The 18,335-nt window shown below is 62.7% G+C and carries 20 protein-coding genes and 1 pseudogene; 13 read left to right on the top strand and 8 right to left on the bottom strand.

Going from position 1 to position 18,335, the window contains the following annotated elements; all coding sequences use genetic code 11:
- Nucleotides 1-14: 14 nt before the first annotated feature.
- Nucleotides 15-314, bottom strand: coding sequence for a hypothetical protein (locus tag ACVDG8_RS20590; RefSeq protein ID WP_371011505.1), 300 nt, complete (start codon nt 312-314; stop codon nt 15-17).
- Nucleotides 315-579: 265 nt separating this feature from the next.
- Here ACVDG8_RS20590 and ACVDG8_RS20585 point away from each other — a divergent pair, with 265 nt between their 5' ends.
- The 4 genes from ACVDG8_RS20585 to ACVDG8_RS20570 all read left to right on the top strand — a co-directional run bounded on the left by ACVDG8_RS20585 (nt 580) and on the right by ACVDG8_RS20570 (nt 4,845).
- Nucleotides 580-2,040, top strand: a complete 1,461-nt coding sequence (locus tag ACVDG8_RS20585) for a DHA2 family efflux MFS transporter permease subunit (protein WP_447256333.1) — start codon at nt 580-582, stop codon at nt 2,038-2,040.
- 167 nt (nt 2,041-2,207) lie between these two features.
- Nucleotides 2,208-3,437: a 23S rRNA (adenine(2503)-C(2))-methyltransferase RlmN gene (gene rlmN / locus ACVDG8_RS20580; RefSeq protein ID WP_447256332.1), complete on the top strand. Its 1,230-nt coding sequence runs from the start codon at nt 2,208-2,210 to the stop codon at nt 3,435-3,437.
- A gap of 114 nt (nt 3,438-3,551) precedes the next feature.
- Nucleotides 3,552-4,295, top strand: a complete 744-nt coding sequence (locus ACVDG8_RS20575; protein WP_447256331.1) for a hypothetical protein — start codon at nt 3,552-3,554, stop codon at nt 4,293-4,295.
- An 82-nt stretch (nt 4,296-4,377) separates the two neighbouring features.
- On the top strand, nt 4,378-4,845 hold the full coding sequence (locus tag ACVDG8_RS20570) for a hypothetical protein (RefSeq protein WP_447256330.1): 468 nt from the start codon (nt 4,378-4,380) through the stop codon (nt 4,843-4,845).
- Nucleotides 4,846-4,849: 4 nt separating this feature from the next.
- On the opposite strand, the gene ACVDG8_RS20565 is transcribed toward ACVDG8_RS20570, so the two are convergent.
- Nucleotides 4,850-5,491 (bottom strand): LysE family translocator, encoded by a 642-nt coding sequence (locus ACVDG8_RS20565; protein ID WP_447256329.1) that lies wholly within the window; start codon nt 5,489-5,491, stop codon nt 4,850-4,852.
- A gap of 180 nt (nt 5,492-5,671) precedes the next feature.
- Between ACVDG8_RS20565 and ACVDG8_RS20560 the strand changes: the two are divergent.
- Together ACVDG8_RS20560 and ACVDG8_RS20555 are read left to right on the top strand one after the other, a co-directional pair.
- Nucleotides 5,672-6,894, top strand: a pseudogene (locus ACVDG8_RS20560) (argininosuccinate synthase).
- A 179-nt stretch (nt 6,895-7,073) separates the two neighbouring features.
- Nucleotides 7,074-7,490, top strand: a complete 417-nt coding sequence (locus tag ACVDG8_RS20555) for a hypothetical protein (RefSeq protein ID WP_447257396.1) — start codon at nt 7,074-7,076, stop codon at nt 7,488-7,490.
- Nucleotides 7,491-7,552: 62 nt separating this feature from the next.
- Here ACVDG8_RS20555 and ACVDG8_RS20550 read toward each other — a convergent pair whose 3' ends face one another.
- Nucleotides 7,553-8,350, bottom strand: a complete 798-nt coding sequence (locus ACVDG8_RS20550; protein ID WP_447256327.1) for a lytic murein transglycosylase — start codon at nt 8,348-8,350, stop codon at nt 7,553-7,555.
- A 312-nt stretch (nt 8,351-8,662) separates the two neighbouring features.
- Between ACVDG8_RS20550 and ACVDG8_RS20545 the strand changes: the two genes are divergently transcribed.
- The 6 genes from ACVDG8_RS20545 to rpsP all read left to right on the top strand — a co-directional run bounded on the left by ACVDG8_RS20545 (nt 8,663) and on the right by rpsP (nt 14,251).
- Nucleotides 8,663-9,760 (top strand): zinc-binding metallopeptidase family protein, encoded by a 1,098-nt coding sequence (locus tag ACVDG8_RS20545; protein ID WP_447256326.1) that lies wholly within the window; start codon nt 8,663-8,665, stop codon nt 9,758-9,760.
- Nucleotides 9,761-9,823: 63 nt separating this feature from the next.
- A complete protein-coding gene (locus ACVDG8_RS20540; protein ID WP_447256325.1) occupies nt 9,824-10,435 on the top strand; it encodes a DUF1236 domain-containing protein in 612 nt (203 codons plus the stop codon).
- 143 nt (nt 10,436-10,578) lie between these two features.
- Complete coding sequence (locus ACVDG8_RS20535) at nt 10,579-11,514, top strand: CPBP family glutamic-type intramembrane protease (protein ID WP_447256324.1); 936 nt, start codon at nt 10,579-10,581, stop codon at nt 11,512-11,514.
- Nucleotides 11,515-11,818: 304 nt separating this feature from the next.
- Nucleotides 11,819-13,405 carry a signal recognition particle protein gene (gene ffh, locus ACVDG8_RS20530; protein ID WP_447256323.1) on the top strand — a complete coding sequence of 529 codons (1,587 nt, stop codon included), beginning with the start codon at nt 11,819-11,821 and terminating at the stop codon, nt 13,403-13,405.
- Nucleotides 13,406-13,413: 8 nt separating this feature from the next.
- Entirely contained in the window at nt 13,414-13,740 is a 327-nt protein-coding gene (locus ACVDG8_RS20525) for a chorismate mutase (protein WP_371011493.1), read from the top strand.
- A gap of 109 nt (nt 13,741-13,849) precedes the next feature.
- A complete protein-coding gene (gene rpsP / locus ACVDG8_RS20520; RefSeq protein WP_447256322.1) occupies nt 13,850-14,251 on the top strand; it encodes a 30S ribosomal protein S16 in 402 nt (133 codons plus the stop codon).
- A 165-nt stretch (nt 14,252-14,416) separates the two neighbouring features.
- On the opposite strand, the gene ACVDG8_RS20515 is transcribed toward rpsP, so the two are convergent.
- From ACVDG8_RS20515 to ACVDG8_RS20505, 3 genes are all read right to left on the bottom strand, one after another.
- Nucleotides 14,417-14,680 (bottom strand): YMGG-like glycine zipper-containing protein, encoded by a 264-nt coding sequence (locus tag ACVDG8_RS20515; RefSeq protein WP_447256321.1) that lies wholly within the window; start codon nt 14,678-14,680, stop codon nt 14,417-14,419.
- A 129-nt stretch (nt 14,681-14,809) separates the two neighbouring features.
- On the bottom strand, nt 14,810-15,358 hold the full coding sequence (locus tag ACVDG8_RS20510; protein WP_447256320.1) for an SRPBCC family protein: 549 nt from the start codon (nt 15,356-15,358) through the stop codon (nt 14,810-14,812).
- 12 nt (nt 15,359-15,370) lie between these two features.
- Nucleotides 15,371-15,787, bottom strand: a complete 417-nt coding sequence (locus ACVDG8_RS20505; protein WP_447256319.1) for a DoxX family protein — start codon at nt 15,785-15,787, stop codon at nt 15,371-15,373.
- A 178-nt stretch (nt 15,788-15,965) separates the two neighbouring features.
- On the opposite strand from ACVDG8_RS20505, the gene ACVDG8_RS20500 reads away from it, so the two are divergent.
- Nucleotides 15,966-16,385, top strand: coding sequence for an ACT domain-containing protein (locus ACVDG8_RS20500; RefSeq protein ID WP_447256318.1), 420 nt, complete (start codon nt 15,966-15,968; stop codon nt 16,383-16,385).
- Here the strand turns inward: ACVDG8_RS20500 and ACVDG8_RS20495 are convergent.
- Together ACVDG8_RS20495 and ACVDG8_RS20490 are read right to left on the bottom strand one after the other, a co-directional pair.
- Nucleotides 16,367-16,819, bottom strand: a complete 453-nt coding sequence (locus ACVDG8_RS20495; protein WP_447256317.1) for an N-acetyltransferase family protein — start codon at nt 16,817-16,819, stop codon at nt 16,367-16,369. The two genes, ACVDG8_RS20500 and ACVDG8_RS20495, sit on opposite strands and share 19 nt — an antisense overlap.
- A gap of 278 nt (nt 16,820-17,097) precedes the next feature.
- Nucleotides 17,098-18,132 (bottom strand): aspartate-semialdehyde dehydrogenase, encoded by a 1,035-nt coding sequence (locus tag ACVDG8_RS20490; protein ID WP_447256316.1) that lies wholly within the window; start codon nt 18,130-18,132, stop codon nt 17,098-17,100.
- Nucleotides 18,133-18,335 lie beyond the last annotated feature (203 nt).

Genomic DNA, 18,335 nt, shown 5'->3' with positions numbered 1-18,335 from the left:
GACGGGCTTGAGCCTCACATGGCCATTTTTTCACATTCGGCCTGGGCCTTCTTGGTCGACGTATCGATCATGTAGGCTTTGCCCTTGGCGTCGGTCATCATCATCATGCAATGCTTGATCGGCTTGGCCATCTTCATCATCTCGGCGCCCATCTTGGCATCGGGCATCATGGTTCCCATATGGCCGTCGGGCATGATCGCGGTCACTTGCCCGCCTTTCATCATGGTCATGCTGCCCATCGTATCCTCGGCCAAGGCCTGCGAAGCGGAAAGGCCGATGAAACCGGCTATAAGTACGAACTTGATCGAGTGCATCCAAACAACTCCCATTTGTGCAGGGGCATAGTCGCCCCTTTTCAGGTTCGCGGACGCGCTTCGAGAGGTTACGTCAACACGAATATGTGATCGATTTGCCGGCGACGGTCCACGTCTGCCCCTCACGGGCGGCAGCTGGGGTCAAAATTTATTGACCGCCGTTCCAGTAGAATTGGCTGCCGCTTCCCCCTAATGCCAGAGATGAGCGTCGGCAGGTGAAACCACCGTCACCGCGCGGACGCCGGTCATCACAACCGCCTGCATAATGGAATTGGCCAGACCTTTGGAACAGCTTTTGTTCGCGACCGAGCGTGATCCGCGTCTGAAGCTGATCATCCCCTCGATCGTCGCCATCGCCTTCCTGATGGAGCAGCTCGATTCCACTATCCTGACCACCGCCATCCCCTCCATCGCGCAAAGCCTCGGCACCACGCCGGTCCGGCTCAATCTTGCGGTCACCACCTATATCCTGACCTTGGCCGTGTTCATTCCGGTCAGCGGCTGGTTCGCCGACCGGTTCGGCGCGCGAAAAATCTTCGCGCTGGCGCTTTTTACCTTCACCCTGGGCTCTGTCCTGTGCGGCGTGGCGGACAGTGTCGGGATGCTTTTGGCCATGCGCGGGCTGCAGGGTTTGGGCGGCGCCATGATGACGCCGGTCGGCCGGTTGATCCTGTTGCGCAGCTTTCCGCGCAGCGGCCTGATCACCGCCATGACCTACATGACCCTGCCGGCCATCGTCGGACCCGTCATCGGGCCGCTGCTCGGCGGCCTCTTGACCACCTATGCCTCCTGGCGCTGGATCTTTTATGTCAACGTGCCGTTCGGCCTTATCGGGATTTTCGCCGCCCTGCGCTTTGTCGACGATTTCCACGACGAGGCAGTTCAGCCTTTCGACTTCGCCGGTTTCCTGATGGTGGGGGCAGGCGCGGCACTGCTGCAGTTCGGCCTGGAGAATATCGGCCGTCCGACCATTTCGTCGCTGGCGACCGTTCTGGTGCTGGCCGCTTCCGTCCTGTTCCTGCTGGCCTTCGGTCGTTATGCGCGCCGCGTCGCAGCACCTGCCGTCGACCTGACGCTGTTTCGATATCGCTCCTTCTGGGTCGGCACGCTGGCCGGTGGCCTCTGTCGCGTCGGCCTCAACGGCGCGCCCTTTCTGCTTCCGTTGATGCTGCAGGTGGGCTTCGGCATGAGCCCGATCACCTCGGGGTCCCTGACCTTCGTCGGCACGTTCGGCGCCTTGCTGATCCGGCCGCTCTTGTCGTCGTTCCTTCGCCGCTTCGGCTTCAATGCGGTGCTGACCGGCAGCGCGCTTCTCGGCGCCGCCGCCGTGGCCGGCTTTGCCTTGCTGCGGGCCGACACGCCGCACTGGATCATCGGGGTTTATGTCTTCCTGTTCGGCATCATCCGGTCGGCCCAGTTCATGACCTCCAACACTTTGTCCTACGCCGACCTTCCGGGCGAGAAGCTCAGCCGCGCCACCAGCCTCGGCGGCGTGTTGCAGCAGCTCAGCGTTTCGCTCGGCGTCTCGATCGCCGCCATGGTGCTGAGCCTGGTGTCCGGCCAGGCGCAGGCGCCGACGGCCGACCAGTTCCACTGGACCTTCCTGCTGACGGCCGTTGTTCCGCTGCTTCCCATTCCGGGCTTCTTCTTCCTGCGCGCCGAGGACGGCGTCCAGGTCAGCGGCTACCGCCGACGGACGGAGGCCGCGACTGACGCCACGCCTTGATGCCTGTCGCCCAGAAGTGCGCGGCGGTTCCGGGACAACGACATGCATCGAACAAAGCCCAGGCATGACTCCGGAGCCAAGCTGTGCTATGCGCCGCGCTTCCCAAGTCTCGCGGCTTGTCCGGCGGATGCTGAAATCGGCCGCAAATCGCTTATATTGGCGCCACCATGACCGTTTCGCTTGATCTTACCGCCGAAGGCGCCCGTGACGCCTTTCGCGCCCGCGCAACCGAGAAGCCGTCGCTGATCGGCTTGACGCGCGCCGAGCTCGGCGAGGCACTCGTCGCGTCCGGTATCGTGCCAGAGCGCCAGGCAAAGATGCGCGCCCAGCAGCTCTGGCACTGGATGTATGTGCGCGGCGTTTCCGATTTCGCCGGCATGTTCAACATTTCCAAGGATCTGCGCGCCGAGCTGGACAAGCATTTCACCGTCGCCCGCCCCGAGATCGTCGAGGAGCAGATTTCCGCCGACGGCACGCGCAAATGGCTGTTCCGCTTCCCGCCGCGCGGCGCCGGCCGCCCGGTCGAGATCGAGACCGTCTACATCCCAGAGGAAGGCCGCGGCACGCTCTGCATCTCCTCGCAGGTCGGCTGCACGCTGACCTGCTCGTTTTGCCACACCGGCACGCAGAAGCTGGTGCGCAACCTCACCGCCGAGGAAATCCTGGCGCAATTGCTGACCGCGCGCGACCGCCTGGGCGACTTCCCCGACCGCGACACGCCCGACGGCGCCATCGTACCGGCCGAAGGGCGCAAAGTCTCCAACGTCGTCATGATGGGCATGGGCGAGCCGCTCTACAATTTCGAGGCGGTGAAGAAGGCGCTTTTGATCGCTTCCGACGGCGACGGGCTTTCCTTGTCCAAGCGCCGCATCACGCTGTCGACCTCGGGCGTCGTGCCGGAAATCCTGCGCACCGGCGAGGAGATCGGCGTCATGCTGGCGATCTCGCTGCACGCCACCAACGACGATCTGCGCGATCTTCTGGTGCCGATCAACAAGAAGTATCCGCTCAAGGAGCTGATCGCCGCCTGCCGCGCCTATCCGGGCCTGTCGAACGCCAAGCGCATCACCTTCGAATATGTGATGCTGAAGGACGTCAACGATTCCATCGAGGACGCCAAGGGCCTGATCAAGCTGCTCAAGGGCATTCCGGCCAAGATCAACCTGATCCCGTTCAACCCCTGGCCCGGCACCAACTACCAGTGCTCCGACTGGGAGACGATCGAGAAGTTCGCCGACTATATCAACAATGCCGGCTACGCTTCGCCGATCCGCACCCCGCGTGGCCGCGACATCCTCGCCGCCTGCGGTCAGCTCAAGTCGGAATCGGAGCGCATGCGCAAGGTCGACCGCCTGGCGCTCGAAGCCATGATGATCGCGGGGCACGGCGAGGCATGAGGGCGGGATATGCCCTGGGCCGGCTTCGCGGCCCAACCCGATCGATGATCTCGCGTTGGACGGAAATCTGTATAAAGCTTCCGACCAATTCCAGGTGATCCGGTCGAGTCATTGATGACCCCGCTTTTCTTCCTCCACAATGCGAAGGCTGGCGGCACATCGATCAAACAAATGTTTGAAAATTTGTATCCGCGCGATGCCATCGCACCGCTGATAGAAAATACGCCACGGCAATACCGGGATATCGCTAGAAACTACTCTCGTTTCAAAGGGTATAAATTCTATGCTGGGCACTATGGATATTGCCTCTTCGAAGCGGTGGGTGACGGGCATGCACTGGTAACGAACTTTCGCAACCCGGTTTCGCGGATCCTTTCTCTTTATGATTTTTGGCGAAACAACGTTTCGGAGGACCATGTTGGATCGATGCCGGAGGTCGATGCGGCGCCGGTGAAAGAGGCCAAGGCCAAGTCTTTTTCGGACTTTATCCGAAGCGACAATCCGAGCTTGCGACTCTATATCGACAACACGCATTATCGCCAGATATTGGACACTTGGTGTGTCGATCGTACGCCGTCTCTGCTGGGCTTGGTGAAAGTGCTCAAGCGCATCATTGGCATGAAATGGTTCTTCGTCACCGAGTTTCCGGGGCTTTCCCAGGTCGCCCTGAAGCAGGCATTTCCCGAAATCGGACTCTCGGCTATCCCGATTGCAAACGAATCGAATGACAAGAAACCTGAAGACAGTTTATCCGGCGAGGACGTAAGCTATCTGATCAGAAGAAATGGCATGGATTTCACCATCTATGCCTTTGCGGTCGTCCTGCTGATTTGGCGAATTCGCCGTCCCTCTCGATGATACGCCCGGAACAAAGGCCGTCCGGTGGGCGGAGGTTTCCTGCCGGGCGCAAATCCAGCCGCGCTGAAGGACGCGACTTGGCATGACCCGGTTTGTCGCCTATTTCGTCCGCTTCGCCGTCATTCTCGTCGGCTATGTCGTGGCCTCGCTGGCGGCGAGCGCCTTCCTTAATATCCTGTTCCTGGCCTATCTCGGCTACACGCCCGAACATGCGGAGCCGACGGTGACCGCCTCACTGTATTTCTCCGTGCCTTTCGTGGCGCTGTTTGTCGCCTATTTCGCTTTCATGCCGGCAACCGTCGTCATCCTCGTCGCCGAAGTGCTCGATCGCCGCGACTGGTTGTTTTATGCGCTGGCCGGCGCCGTGGTCGCAGGCCTCTTCCTCGGCTTCGCGCACGAGGCCGGCGATGCCAATTTCGATGTCACTGAGACCAATGCCAGATTGGCAGTGCTCGGCAGCGGCATGATCGGCGGGATTTTCTACTGGCTTTCCGCCGGCCGCTGGGCCGGCAGCTGGCGCCGCGCGCCATCGCCTGGTCCGGAAACGTGATCGCCTACTTCGCCTGCGCCGTCAGTATTTTGAGCGCGAAGGCCGAGAACACGCCGGCAAACAGATAGTCGACCACGCGTGTGACGCGTGGGCTGGCCTTCATCGCGGCCGAGAACTTCTCGGCCGCCAGCACCATCGGCGCCGTCACCGGGATCGACAGCACGACGAACATCACGCCGAGGAAGAACAGCTTGCCCGAGGCGTTCGGGTCGTGCGCGGAGACGAATTGCGGCAGGAACGTCATGAAGAACAGGATGATCTTCGGGTTGAGCAGGTTGACGCCGAGCCCCGCGACCCAGCTGCGCAACAGCGAGATCTGCGGCCCCGTCTTCTTCTCCGGCGAGAAGGCCGACCCTTTGGTCACCGCCTGCCAGGCCAGGAACACCAGATAACCGGCGCCGAAGATCTTCAAGACGAGGAACGCCATCGGCGAAGCGACGATCAGCGCCGAGATGCCGACCACCACCAGCGTGGTGTGGATCAGCGTGCCGCAGAGCGCGCCGGCCAGGGAAGCGAAGCCGGTGGCGCGGCCCTGGCTCAGCGTGCGCGAGACGAACAGCGTCATGTCGGGTCCCGGCGTGATCGCCAGGATCACCGTGGCGATGGCGAACTGGACAAGCGTCGAAGTGTCGGGAATGAAGGACATCGGTCGCACCGCGAAAGAGGATTGGCGCAACCTATAATGCAGCCGCGAAGCCCGCGCCAGCAAACCGACTGGCGCGACCCCATGGTCGGTAGCGCCGGCTGGATCAGCGTTGGTCCCTTGCGCTGCCTGGAAACGCCGTGATACCTCGCCCGCGAAACTTTCCCCGCGGAACCGCCAAAAATGTCCAAGTTCAAAAACATCAAGAAAGTCGTGCTCTCCTATTCTGGAGGTCTCGACACCTCCATCATCCTGAAATGGCTGCAGACCGAGCTCGGCGCCGAGATCGTCACCTTCACCGCCGATCTCGGCCAGGGCGAAGAGCTGGAACCGGCGCGCAAGAAGGCCGAGATGATGGGCGTCAAGGACATCCGCATCGTCGACGTGCGCGAGGAATTCGTCGCCGACTTCGTCTTCCCGATGTTTCGCGCCAATGCCGTCTATGAAGGCACCTATCTGCTCGGCACCTCGATCGCGCGGCCGCTGATCTCCAAGCATCTGGTCGAGATTGCAAGGAGACCGGCGCCGACGCCATCGCCCATGGCGCCACCGGCAAGGGCAACGACCAGGTCCGCTTCGAGCTTTCGGCCTATGCGCTGAACCCCGACATCAAGATCATCGCGCCGTGGCGCGACTGGTCGTTCAAGTCGCGCACCGACCTTCTCAACTTCGCCGAGCAACACCAGATCCCGGTGCCGAAGGACAAGCGCGGCGACGCGCCGTTCTCGGTCGACGCCAATCTTCTGCACTCCTCTTCCGAGGGCAAGGTACTTGAGGATCCGTGGAACGAGCCGCCGGAATTCGTCCACCAGCGCACCGTCTCGCCAATGGATGCGCCCGATGTCGTCACCGAGATCGAGATCGAGTTCCTGAAAGGCGATCCCGTAGCGCTGAACGGCAAGAAGCTGTCGCCGGCAACCATGTTGGCCGCGCTCAACGACCTTGGCCGCGACAATGGCATCGGTCGTCTCGACCTGGTCGAGAACCGTTTTGTCGGCATGAAATCGCGCGGCGTCTATGAAACGCCCGGCGGCGCGATCCTGATCGTCGCCCATCGGGCAATCGAATCGATCACCCTCGACCGCGGCGCGGCCCATCTCAAGGACGAGTTCATGCCGCGCTACGCCGAGCTGATCTATAACGGCTTCTGGTTCTCGCCCGAGCGCGTGATGCTTCAGGCGATGATCGACAAGAGCCAGGACGACGTCGAAGGCACCGTCCGGCTGAAGCTCTATAAGGGCAATGTCATCGTCACCGGCCGCAAGTCGAAGAAGACGCTTTATTCAGATGCGTTGGTCACTTTCGAGGATGATCGTGGCGCCTACGACCAGAAGGACGCAGAGGGGTTCATTCGTCTTAATGGGTTGCGGCTGCGGACGCTAGCCGCGCGCAATCGCAAACACTGATCTCTGCCAGTAGCAGCATCGATCAAAGGACCCGGCGGAAACGCCGGGTTTTTATTTCATTTCTCTAATATAGCGAAAGTTTTCGCCCGACGCGAATTTCCATTGACCCAATTATCGCGTCATCTATTTTTCGCTCTGGGATGGAGGGCTTGAACTTGAAGAATAGAATTCTCTTGCTGGTGGCGGCAGCCGCGTTTGCAGTCGGGTGCCAGGCGGCGTCGGCCGTCACGAAGCAAGCAGGCTCGGAAATGGACAAATGCATAGCCTCGGCTCGTGTCTGGGACATAACGTTCAAGCACGAACTCGCCTCCTTCATGGGCGAGCCGCTGGACCGTGTGCCTGCACTCTTCTGCCAGCGCATTTTCGAAGCCGTGCGCACCGGGCGCATCAGCTTCTCGGATGTAAACGCCATTCAGCTCAACCAGCCGACCGAAATCTGGAAGGTCATCAAGGGCAACTCAAGGGGATCGAATGCCGCGCGTGGCTCGACGCGGCGGGCACCCAAATACCGCAGCTGCACAGGCATTGACGGTGCCTTCCAGGTTCCCGCTTCCAAGAAATGCCCGTTAAGCGGCTACGCGCATGATGGGTATTGATCCTACCCGGTGACAAAAAAGCCCGGCGCATGGCCGGGCTTTTCGTTGAACGGAATTCCCGATCAGTTGGCGTCGATCGCCTCGCCGATGCGCGCGATGGCCTGCTGATAGACGCTTGCCGAGTTCCAGCCGGCGATGGCGCCCATATTGGCTTCATAGCTCGCGCCGGCCTGCCAGCCATGCGCCTTGAGGTAATTGGCGGTGGAAGCGAGCGCCGTATTCCTGTCGCGCAGGTTTCTGCTGCCGACGCCGTATTTCATGACGTTTCCGGGCAGGAACTGGGTGTGGCCGATCTCGCCATGCATGGCGCCGACCGACGAGGCGCTCAACGCCCCGCTGTCGACCAGCTTCAGCGCAGCGATGGCATGCGGCTTGAAATAATCAGGGCGGCGGCAATCATAGGCCAGCGTCAGGATCGCCGACACCGTGTTCTGGTTGCCCATCGAAGCGCCGAAGCCGGTTTCCATGCCCCAGATGGCGAGCAGCACGCCCGGCGGGACGCCATAAGTGCGCTCGATATTGGCGAACATTGCCGCGTTCGCCTTCTTCATCGCACGGCCCCTGGAAATGATCGCTGACGCGCCGCGGCGCTGCATGAAGCTTTCCACCGAGCCGCTGAAGGCTTTGTGGATGGCGCGGTCGGCGGAAATCGTCCTTGTCGCGTAGGTGGCGCCCGCCAGTGCGGACAAGCCCCTTTGGCCGACACCGTTGGCCTTGGCCTCCGTGGCGAAATCCTGCTTCCAGGCGTCGAAGCCGGCGCCGTTCTTGCCGCAACTGGCGGCGGCTTCAGCGCCCGTCGCCAGCGCCAGCGTCGCCACCAATGCGGCCGCGAAAATCCTTCCCTTGGCAAAAAATGCCATGCTGCTCTCTCCTGATTGCCTGAATCACGTCCCGGTTGCGAATTTGCCAGCGAAACGTCTGGTTGTCACCGCCCCCACGGGGGAGGCTGGCCGACACTGGCGAAAGACAGGCAATTTGCCTACGATCAAGGGCTAACTGTGGCGGGCCTGCCTCATGAAAACCGTCGATGTCGCGATCATTGGCGCTTATCCGATGCGCTGGACCGGCTCGCGGTTGCCCTGCTTACCGCGAAATACCATCGGAACGCCCGGCGCCGGCCGGCGTTTGGACGAGGCTACGCTCATTGCCCGCCCCTGCATGTTGAAAACAAGATGAAGCTCTTCGACTGCCCAAACTGCGGCCACCGTCTTTATTTCGAGAACGCGCAGTGCCTGAATTGCTCCAGCTTGGTGCTCTACGACCCGGACAAGGCGCGGTTCCTGCTCTCCGGCACCGATGGTGTGTTTGCATGCGCGAACGCCGACGAATGCGCCTGCAATTGGCGGGCCGAGCCGGAGCATAGCTTCTGCCGTGCCTGCGCGCTCAATCAGCTGATCCCGGATCTGTCGATCGACGGCAATCGGCGGCGTTGGATCCGCGTCGAGGCGGCGAAGAAACGCGCCATCTATTCGCTGCTCGCCTTCGGCCTGCCGGTGGCGCCCAAGGCCAATCCCGGCGACGAGATCGGCCTTGCCTTCGACTTCCTCGCCGATCCGATCGGTGGCGGCCCGGGCGGCGAGCGCATCCTGACCGGGCATGACAACGGCCTGATCACGCTCAACGTCGCCGAGGCGGATTCGGCCGAGCGCGAACGGCGGCGCGTGGAAATGGGGGAGAACTACCGCACCTTGCTCGGCCATTTCCGCCACGAGCTCGGCCATTATTACTGGGACCGCCTGATCCGCGACGATCCGGAACGCCTTTCGGCCTTCCGCGCGCTGTTCGGTGATGAACGGGCTGACTATGAGCAGGCGTTGAAGGCCTACTACGCCAATGGCGCGCCGCCGGACTGGCAGCGGCGCCATATCTCCGCCTATGCGACGTCGCATCCATGGGAAGACTGGGCCGAGACCTGGGCGCACCATCTGCACATCACCGACACGCTGGAGATGGTGCATGCGCTGAACTTTTCGCTTGGACGGCTGGAGACGGTGGACGCCGAGGCTCTGCCGCGCGGCGATACCGGCGGGCGCCTGCAACCGGCGCCTGACGATCCCGATCTGGCGCCGGAGCCATTCGAAACGATCCTCGCGCGCTGGCTGGTGTTGTCGGAAGCGTCCAATTCGATCAACAGATGCATGGGTCTGCCGGACCTTTACCCGTTTGTGATCTCAGAGGTGACGGCGCAGAAATTGACCTTCGTGCACGATCTTTTGACCGGCACGCCGAAAGAGCCTGGAACAATTCGTGAGCAGGCGGCGGCTCTTTAGCCGGAACGCATGGACCGTGGTTTCGTTTCCGAGCCCGAGGGAGCGTTGAAACGGAGAGAAACCATGAAACCCGTATTGTTGCCGGCTTTGACCGGCGCTCTGCTCGCCATGTCCGGGGCGGCTCTTGCCGAAACCCCGGTTTCCGCAGTGACGGACCTCAATGTCCGCGCCGGGCCAGGCCCGCAATATCCGGTCATCGGCGTGATCGCCGCCGGACAGTCGGCCACGCTCAGCGGCTGTATCGAAAACAGCAAATGGTGCACCATCGCCGAAGCTGGTGGAAAAGGCTGGGTCTATTCGGACTACGTCACCGCCGACTTCGGTGGCAGCCGCGTGATCGTCACCCGCCGCCCGGCTGATGCCGGCATCGCGGTCGTGGCGCCGCCCGCCGACGATGTCTATGGCAACGACAACTACACCGGCGCCATCGTCTCCGGCGACGATGCCGACACCATGGAATCGATCGGAAGACCGCCGGCCGAGGTCGACACCTATGTCACCACCCACCGGGTCGATCCGGTCTATCTCGACGGCGAGGTGGTGACAGGCGCCACTTTGCCCGACACGGTCGAACTGCGCGAAATCCCTGACTACCGGTACCGTTATGTCTATGTGAACAACCAGCCGGCGCTGGTCGATCCGGGCACGCGCCGCATCGTCTATGTGATGCGCTGATCGCGCTCCGATCACCTCTATACGGCCGCCTCGATGGCGGCCGTCTTTGTTCGCGGCGCATGGCGGCCTCGCCTTGCGGTAATTGGGTGGTAACTGTGATCACCTAGACCGATGTGATTGAGAGCATTCGGCAGGGGATCCGCGTGACGATCGACAACACCGCCTTCGAGCGTTACCGCCGCTCGCCCAACGCAAAGACCAATTTGCTCCGTCTGCTTTTCGGAACGGCCATCATCATAGCCTTCTGGATGGCCGCGACGGCGCTTGTGCTGTTTGCCGGAACCTATGCCTACATCGTCTGGCGTCTCGGCCCGTCGACCGGGCAGTACATGCAGGATTTCCTGGCATCGCCCGTCGGCATTCTGAGCGCGCTGACCTCCTTCGCCGGCATCTGGATCGGCCTGTGGGTGGCGATGCGCTTCGTGCATGGCGAACCGCTGTCGGCGCTTTTCGGCGTCACGCGCCGCATTGCGGGCGGCGATTTCATCAAGGGCCTGATCGCGGTGCTGATCACGTCGCTGTTTTCGGAAGTGCTGCTCTATTGGCTGCAGCCGGAGATCGCGCGCGGGCCGATCGCCTTGTCGTCCTGGCTGCTCTTCCTGATACCGATCGTGCTGCTCACCTTCCTGCAGACGTCATCGGAAGAAATGCTGTTTCGCGGCTACCTGCCGCGCGCGCTCGCCCATCGCTTCAGGAGCCCGCTGATCTGGGCGGTGCTGCCGCTGCTTCTGTTCACCTCGCTGCACTGGAGCTCGGCCTCGACGGCGGCCATCAATGCCTGTGTACTGGTCTCGATCGGCACATTTGCCTTGCTCCTGATGCTGCTGGTCTATGTCACCGGCAATCTCGGCGCCGGTTTGGGCGCCCATCTCGGCAACAATCTGACCGGCTTCCTGCTGATCTCGCACCAGGAAGGCTACAATGGCTTCGCCCTGCTCAACGCCAAGCCGCTGGAAGGCCCGGGCTGGACCAACTGGGACGCCGCCCTGATCGCTGCCATCGGCATCGTCAGCACCTTGCTGACCATGCTGTTGTTGTTGCATCGGCGTTCGCCGCTCAGGGTTGGAACGGACAAGTAAGGCCTGGGCTGATCGCTCTCGAAATCGCGGCGTGTTGATCTGGATTCCGGCGGAAGTCTTGACTCCGCAGCCGATTTCCTGTCTAGAGCCGCTGAATTCCGCGACGAGTATACCTTCGCGAAAGCCGACCAGGACGCCGATGCCTCATCGAGGCCAAGTGCTGTAAAGAGATCCTGGAGGCCAACACCCGGCAGCGCGATGCGCCCCCGGGTGCTTTTTGGTTTTGGTTTGCTTTTGCTTGGACACTCGGCGCGAACGCATTACCTCTCGGGCACCATCCGGGTGCCAGGGAAAAGGAAACAGAATGTTTGAATCGCTACAGGAACGTCTTGGTTCGATCCTGAACGGCCTGACCGGTCGCGGCGCGCTGTCGGAGGCGGATGTCTCGGCGGCGTTGCGCGAGGTGCGCCGTGCGCTGCTCGAGGCGGACGTGGCGCTGGAAGTGGTGCGTTCGTTCACCGACAAGGTGCGCGAAAAGGCGGTCGGCGCCGCAGTGCTCAAGTCGATCAAGCCCGGACAGATGGTCGTCAAGATCGTCCATGACGAACTGGTCGACATGCTGGGCGCCGAAGGCGTCGCCATCGACCTCAATGCGCCGGCCCCGGTCGTCGTCATGATGGTCGGCCTGCAGGGCTCCGGCAAGACGACGACTTCGGCAAAGATCGCCAAGCGGCTGACCGAGCGGCAGAACAAGAAGGTCTTGATGGCCTCGCTCGACACGCGGCGGCCCGCTGCACAGGAGCAGCTGCGCCAGCTCGGCGAGCAGGTCAAGGTGGCGACGCTGCCGATCATTGCCGGCCAGAATCCTGTCGACATCGCCAAGCGGGCCGTCCAGGCGGCCAAGCTCGGCGGCCACGACGTCGTCATCCTCGACACCGCCGGCCGCACCCATATCGACGAGCCGCTGATGGTCGAGATGGCCGACATCAAGAAGGTGTCGTCGCCACACGAGATCCTGCTGGTCGCGGATTCGCTGACCGGCCAGGATGCCGTCAATCTGGCGAAGAGTTTTGACGAACGCGTCGGCATCACCGGCCTTGTGCTTACCCGCATGGACGGCGACGGCCGCGGCGGCGCCGCGCTTTCGATGCGCGCCGTCACCGGCAAGCCGATCAAGCTGATCGGCACCGGCGAAAAGATGGACGGGCTGGAGGAATTCCACCCCAAGCGCATCGCCGACCGCATCCTCGGCATGGGCGACATCGTCAGCCTGGTCGAAAAGGCCGCCGAGACCATCGACGCCGAGCAGGCGGCGGCGATGGCCAGGAAGATGCAGTCTGGCAAGTTCGACCTGAACGACCTCGCCCAGCAGCTTCAGCAGATGTCGAAAATGGGCGGCATGGGCGGCATCATGGGCATGATGCCCGGCATGGGCAAGATGAAGGACCAGATGGCCGCCGCCGGTCTCGACGACAAGATGTTCGGCCGCCAGCTCGCCATCATCTCCTCGATGACCAAGGCCGAGCGCGCCAACCCCGACATGCTCAAGCATTCGCGCAAGAAGCGCATCGCCGCCGGCTCCGGCACCGACGCCGCCGAAATCAACAAGCTCCTGAAGATGCATCGCGGCATGGCCGACATGATGAAGGCGATGGGCGGCAAGGGCAAAGGCGGCGGCCTCATGCGCGGCATGATGGGCGGCCTGGCCTCCAAGATGGGCCTCGGCGGCATGATGCCGGGTGGAATGGGTGGCATGCCCGATCTGTCGAAGATGGACCCCAAGCAGCTCGAAGCCTTGCAGAAGCAGGCGCAGGCCGCCGGTCTCGGCGGCATGAAGGGCTTGCCCGCACCCGGCGGCGGTGGCCTGCCCGGCCTGCCTGGCGGCATGAAACTTCCGGGGCTTCCCGGCCTGGGTGGCGGCGGACTGCCCGGCCTTGGCAAGAAGAAGTGAGAATACGGATGAACGAAGACAAGGACATCGCCGACGCCCGCACCATCCTGGCCGGCTACCGCGCCTCGATCGACAACATCGATGCCGCCCTCATCCATATGCTGGCCGAGCGTTTTCGCTGCACCAAGGCGGTCGGTGTTTTGAAGGCCGAGCATGGCCTGCCGCCGGCCGACCCGGCGCGCGAGCAGCAGCAGATCGCCCGCCTTCGCCAGCTGGCCAAGGACGCGCATCTCGACCCGGATTTCGCGGAGAAATTTCTCAACTTCGTCGTCCGCGAAGTCATCCGTCACCACGAACAGATCGCCGCTGCCAACGGCGTGACGAAAACCGGCTGAAAAGTGCATGTCGCCCAAAAGTGCTCAGCGGTTTTGGGACAACGACATGCACAAACAAAAGTAGCCGACCAACCCTATCAACGAAATCAGAGCTTTTAGGAGAAAAGAAATGGCACTGAAGATCAGACTGGCCCGCGCGGGCTCGAAGAAGCGTCCCTACTACCACGTCGTCGTTGCCGACGCCCGTTCGCCGCGCGACGGCCGTTTCATCGAGTCGCTCGGCTCGTGGAACCCGCTGCTGCCCAAGGACGGCGAGCGCGTCAAGGTTGACGCCGACCGCGTCAAGCATTGGCTGTCGCATGGCGCCCAGCCGACCGACCGCGTGCTGCGCTTCCTCGACGAGGCCGGCCTTGCCAAGCGCGACGCCCGCTCCAACCCGAAGAAGGCCGAGCCGGGCAAGAAGGCGCAGGAACGCGCCGCCCTTTTGAAGAAGGCGCAGGACGATGCCGCCGCCGCTGTCGCGGCTGCGTCCGCCGCGCCGGCCGAGGCGGAAGCCGCGACTGCAGAGTAAGTATTGCTTCATCGCATCGACAAAACGGCGGGTCTATGCCCGCCGTTTTGCTATTGTCCATGGCGCGTTCGAGCGGATGAAGGATGGGCTATAGGCTTCAGGAGCACGAAAAACGGCGGGTCCATGCCCGCCGCTGTCTTTATCCATCCGTTTAGCCGTAACTCATCAGTAGCCGGACGGGCAGCGTGCTATGTAGGTGCGTCCATAACGGTCGCGATAACGGCACTGGCCGCTTTCGCTGGCATGGCCGATCAGCGCGCCGGCGACCGCGCCGACCGCGCCGCCGACAACCGCGCCTTGCACCGGATCGCCCGCCACCGCAGCGCCGACCGCGGCGCCACCCAGGCCGCCGACGGCGGCGCCCTTTTCCGTTTGCGAGCACGCGCCGAGCGCGGTCGCCAGAACAAGAATGGTAATCGCTTTCTTCATTTGTAAAATTCCTCTCACGCGGGTCGCCATCCTCGCCGCCATGGCCTTAACTCGTGGGCGGCTGATTTGATCCGCGGGAGAATGAATATTGGCCGGCTTAGTGCCGGTCGCGCTTCCCGGCGCATGCAATCAAGATTTTGAATTTGTTAGCTTTTGCTGCTCCGTGGCGCGTTTCAGATTGGCCAGGCCGGCCTCGAAATCCTTGCCGATAAGGGTGTCGAAATTCATGACCAGGCCCATCAGCTTGGCGATGAATGGCCTTGCGCCACGCATCGCCCAGGTCACGGTCGTGGCCCCGCCGGATGGGTCAAGGGAAAAATCCACGTTGTTGTTGGCCCTGAACGGCTTCTCGAAGTCGAGCTTCAGCGAGACGAGCGAAGACGGCACCGACTTGCTGATTTCCATGCGGCCGACGCCGGCCTTGGAATTGCCTTTCCAGGCATAGACCGCGCCCTTGCCGCTTTCGGCGCCGGAAAGCGTGCGCTTCATGCCGGGGTCGAGCTTTTCGAAGGGCGACCATTCCGGCCAATGCCTGAAGTCGTTGATCAGCGGAAAGATCGCTTCCGCCGGCGCGTTGATGCTGGTCGAGCGGCTGACGACGAAATCGTTGGGCCGCGTGGCCGCATAGACGAGCACGGCGAGGATGATGACGACGACAATGAGGACAATGGCAAACATCTTGTTTCTCCCTCATGCTTGCCGGCTGAACGGAATCAGCGCCCGTACTTTCGGATCGCGCAGATAAAGCCCGCCCCACAGGATGATGCCAAGATAGACCCCGAACAGCGTGTGCGAGAAGAGCGGATTGCCAATGCGTATATGCGTGGCGATGGCGCCGCCCATATAGCCGGTGAGCAGGATAGCGCCGAGCACCGAAGTGCGCGGCAGCGCGTAGAGCGCCGTCGAGACCAACCCGATGACGCCGAGCAGCCGCGCCGTGCCGACATCGGCCGGCCAGCCGATCTGCGCCATGGTTTCAGTGACGACGCCAAGCGGCGGCAGTTTGATGACGCCGTCGAAGATCATGAACAGGACGACGATGGCGCTAAGCACGCGCCCGGTCCACAAAGCGCCCTTCGATGCGGGCGCGGTTTCGGAAATACTCATGGTGCTCCCTCTGTTTGGTTCGCCGGCTGGCTAATGCCGGCTTCGAACCAAGGACGGGCGACCGCGCCGCGATCCTACACGGCCGGACTTATTTCGTCCGCACCGCTTCGCGTCGTGCTGTTGACGTTTTCAAGCGGGCTGTTGAACGTAGCGCCAAACACATCCCAAGGGACCAGACATGAGCGGCGAGACAGACCTGCAAAAGCTGCTGGCATCGATGACGCCGCACCTGTTCCCGGAAATCTATGTCTTCGCAACGTTGCCGTCCGGCAGGACTTTTCCGGACGGGCCGGAACCCGTCATGCACTTCAGCGAACGCGAGGGCACCACGCTGATCTTGCCAGAGGACCAGGCGAAAGCCGCCGGTCTTGCCGGCACCTTCCGCTGCCGGATGATCACGCTCGACATCCACTCTTCGCTGGAAGCGGTCGGCTTCCTTGCCGCTATCACGACCCGTCTGGCGGCGGCCGGCATGGGCGTCAATCCGGTCTCGGCTTTCTATCACGACCACCTGTTCGTGCCGGCCGAGCGGGCCGAGGAGGCGATGGCCATCCTGCGGCAGCTGACGGCGGAGAGCGGTCAGCGGTGCAGCACGTAGAGAATGTCCGGCAGGCCTTCCTCATTTGCGGAGCCGTCGCCGAAGCTTTCGGCGCGAAAACCGTGGCGTTCGTAGAACCGGCGCGCGCCACTATTGGCTTGGAAGCAATGCAGCTTGATGAGGGGCATCCCGGCGGTGGCGCGGGCAAGCAGCCGGCTGCCGATCGCCTGGCCGGTCCAGGCCGGATCAAGATAGAGCTGCTCGACCCATTCGCCGCTGACGGCGATGAAGCCGATGATTGCCCCGCCGGCTTCGGCGACGGTCACCTGCTGGCGAGGCAGTATGACATCGCGGATGAAGAACAGGTCTTCCTCCGGTGTGTGCAGGGCCGGCATCCAGCCGAAAGCATTGAGTGACGCGCGCATCATCTCGGCGATGGCGGTTGCGTCGGAACCGGTGGCCGGACGTAGGGTGATTTCAGGAAAACTCGACATGCCTGCGCTGCCCCTCATCCGCCCTTCGGGCACCTTCTCCCCGTAAACGGGAGAAGGAAGAGGCGCCCCGGCCGAAGGCCGAGCCCGCGACTGCGGGCCGCCGGTCGTCCGGCGCCCTCGCGGAGGGCCAGCGGCGCAAGCGGCGGTGCGGCCCGTGAGCGAAAGCCGAATAGCCCGCAGGCCGAGCCCGCGACCGCGGGCCGCCGGTCGTCCAGCGCCCTCGCGCAGGGCCAGCCGCGCAGCGGCGGTGCGGCCCGTGAGCGAGAACAAACCAGCCGTCAGGCCGCCTTCTTCTTCGGCTGGATCAGGCCGCGCTCGACCAGCAGCTCGGCGATCTGCACGGCGTTGAGCGCTGCGCCCTTGCGCAGATTGTCGGAGACGACCCACATCGACAGGCCGTTGTCGACCGTCGAATCCTCGCGGATGCGCGAGATGAAGGTGGCGTCCTCGCCGGCCGATTCCAGCGGCGTGATATAGCCGCCGTCCTCGCGCTTATCGAGCACCTGGCACCCGGGCGCCTCGCGCAGGATATCGCGCGCCTCGTCGGCGGTGATCGGCTTCTCGAACTCGATGTTGACCGCTTCGGAATGGCCGATGAACACTGGGACGCGCACGCAGGTCGCCGTCAGCTTGATCTTGGGATCGAGCATCTTCTTGGTCTCGGCGACCATCTTCCACTCTTCCTTGGTGAAGCCGTCGTCGAGGAAGACGTCGATATGCGGGATGACATTGAAGGCGATGCGCTTGGTGAACTTCTTGACATCGACGCCGTCGGCGACGAACACCGCGCGCGTCTGCGTGAACAGCTCATCCATGCCTTCCTTGCCGGCGCCGGATACCGATTGATACGTGGCAACGACGACGCGCTTGATGGTGGCGAAATCATGCAGCGGCTTCAGCGCCACGACGAGCTGCGCGGTCGAGCAGTTCGGGTTGGCGATGATGTTCTTGCGCGTGAACAGCGAGATCGCGTCCGGGTTCACTTCCGGCACGATCAGCGGCACGTCCTGGTCGTAACGGAAAGCCGACGAATTATCGATGACGACGCAGCCCTGCTTGCCGATCCTGGGCGACCATTCCTTGGAGACGTTGCCGCCGGCCGACATGATGCAGATGTCGGTGTCGGAAAAATCATACTGGTCGAGCGTCCTGACCTTCAGCGTGCGGTCGCCGAAAGACACTTCCGTGCCCTGGCTGCGCCGCGAGGCGAGCGCCACGACTTCGCTTACCGGAAAGCCGCGCTCTTCCAGTATGTTGAGCATTTCCCGGCCCACATTGCCCGTGGCGCCGACGACTGCAACCTTGAAACTCATCTGATATCTCCTGTCCCTCTCCGCTTGGTTTTTGGAGAAAACCCGCTGGCCTATGCGGGTTTCGTCCCCCGGGCCGGACCCGGGAGAGGGTGGTTAGGCCAAGGGAATCACACCGTTTTGGTGGTGGTTTTGGAGGTTTTCTCGGCCAAGAATGGGGTTTTGCTGGAACGGACGGACGCGTCTGAGCGCCCAGCCCAATGCGT

The organism is Mesorhizobium sp. ORM8.1 (assembly GCF_053005525.2).
The sequence above is the reverse complement of the archived record's forward strand: the minus strand, read 5'-3'. Positions and strand labels throughout refer to the sequence as shown.

What these genes read in the sequence shown, in the direction of transcription:
- ACVDG8_RS20590 (WP_371011505.1), bottom strand. Translation starts at nt 314, where the DNA reads ATGCACTCGATCAAGTTCGTACTTATAGCCGGTTTCATCGGCCTTTCC.
- ACVDG8_RS20505 (WP_447256319.1), bottom strand. Translation starts at nt 15,787, where the DNA reads ATGAGTATTTCCGAAACCGCGCCCGCATCGAAGGGCGCTTTGTGGACC.
- ACVDG8_RS20510 (WP_447256320.1), bottom strand. Translation starts at nt 15,358, where the DNA reads ATGTTTGCCATTGTCCTCATTGTCGTCGTCATCATCCTCGCCGTGCTC.
- ACVDG8_RS20495 (WP_447256317.1), bottom strand. Translation starts at nt 16,819, where the DNA reads ATGTCGAGTTTTCCTGAAATCACCCTACGTCCGGCCACCGGTTCCGAC.
- ffh (WP_447256323.1), top strand. Translation starts at nt 11,819, where the DNA reads ATGTTTGAATCGCTACAGGAACGTCTTGGTTCGATCCTGAACGGCCTG.
- ACVDG8_RS20570 (WP_447256330.1), top strand. Translation starts at nt 4,378, where the DNA reads ATGACCCGGTTTGTCGCCTATTTCGTCCGCTTCGCCGTCATTCTCGTC.
- ACVDG8_RS20565 (WP_447256329.1), bottom strand. Translation starts at nt 5,491, where the DNA reads ATGTCCTTCATTCCCGACACTTCGACGCTTGTCCAGTTCGCCATCGCC.
- ACVDG8_RS20515 (WP_447256321.1), bottom strand. Translation starts at nt 14,680, where the DNA reads ATGAAGAAAGCGATTACCATTCTTGTTCTGGCGACCGCGCTCGGCGCG.
- ACVDG8_RS20540 (WP_447256325.1), top strand. Translation starts at nt 9,824, where the DNA reads ATGAAACCCGTATTGTTGCCGGCTTTGACCGGCGCTCTGCTCGCCATG.
- ACVDG8_RS20500 (WP_447256318.1), top strand. Translation starts at nt 15,966, where the DNA reads ATGAGCGGCGAGACAGACCTGCAAAAGCTGCTGGCATCGATGACGCCG.
- rlmN (WP_447256332.1), top strand. Translation starts at nt 2,208, where the DNA reads ATGACCGTTTCGCTTGATCTTACCGCCGAAGGCGCCCGTGACGCCTTT.
- ACVDG8_RS20525 (WP_371011493.1), top strand. Translation starts at nt 13,414, where the DNA reads ATGAACGAAGACAAGGACATCGCCGACGCCCGCACCATCCTGGCCGGC.
- ACVDG8_RS20545 (WP_447256326.1), top strand. Translation starts at nt 8,663, where the DNA reads ATGAAGCTCTTCGACTGCCCAAACTGCGGCCACCGTCTTTATTTCGAG.
- rpsP (WP_447256322.1), top strand. Translation starts at nt 13,850, where the DNA reads ATGGCACTGAAGATCAGACTGGCCCGCGCGGGCTCGAAGAAGCGTCCC.
- ACVDG8_RS20575 (WP_447256331.1), top strand. Translation starts at nt 3,552, where the DNA reads ATGACCCCGCTTTTCTTCCTCCACAATGCGAAGGCTGGCGGCACATCG.
- ACVDG8_RS20490 (WP_447256316.1), bottom strand. Translation starts at nt 18,132, where the DNA reads ATGAGTTTCAAGGTTGCAGTCGTCGGCGCCACGGGCAATGTGGGCCGG.
- ACVDG8_RS20585 (WP_447256333.1), top strand. Translation starts at nt 580, where the DNA reads ATGGAATTGGCCAGACCTTTGGAACAGCTTTTGTTCGCGACCGAGCGT.
- ACVDG8_RS20550 (WP_447256327.1), bottom strand. Translation starts at nt 8,350, where the DNA reads ATGGCATTTTTTGCCAAGGGAAGGATTTTCGCGGCCGCATTGGTGGCG.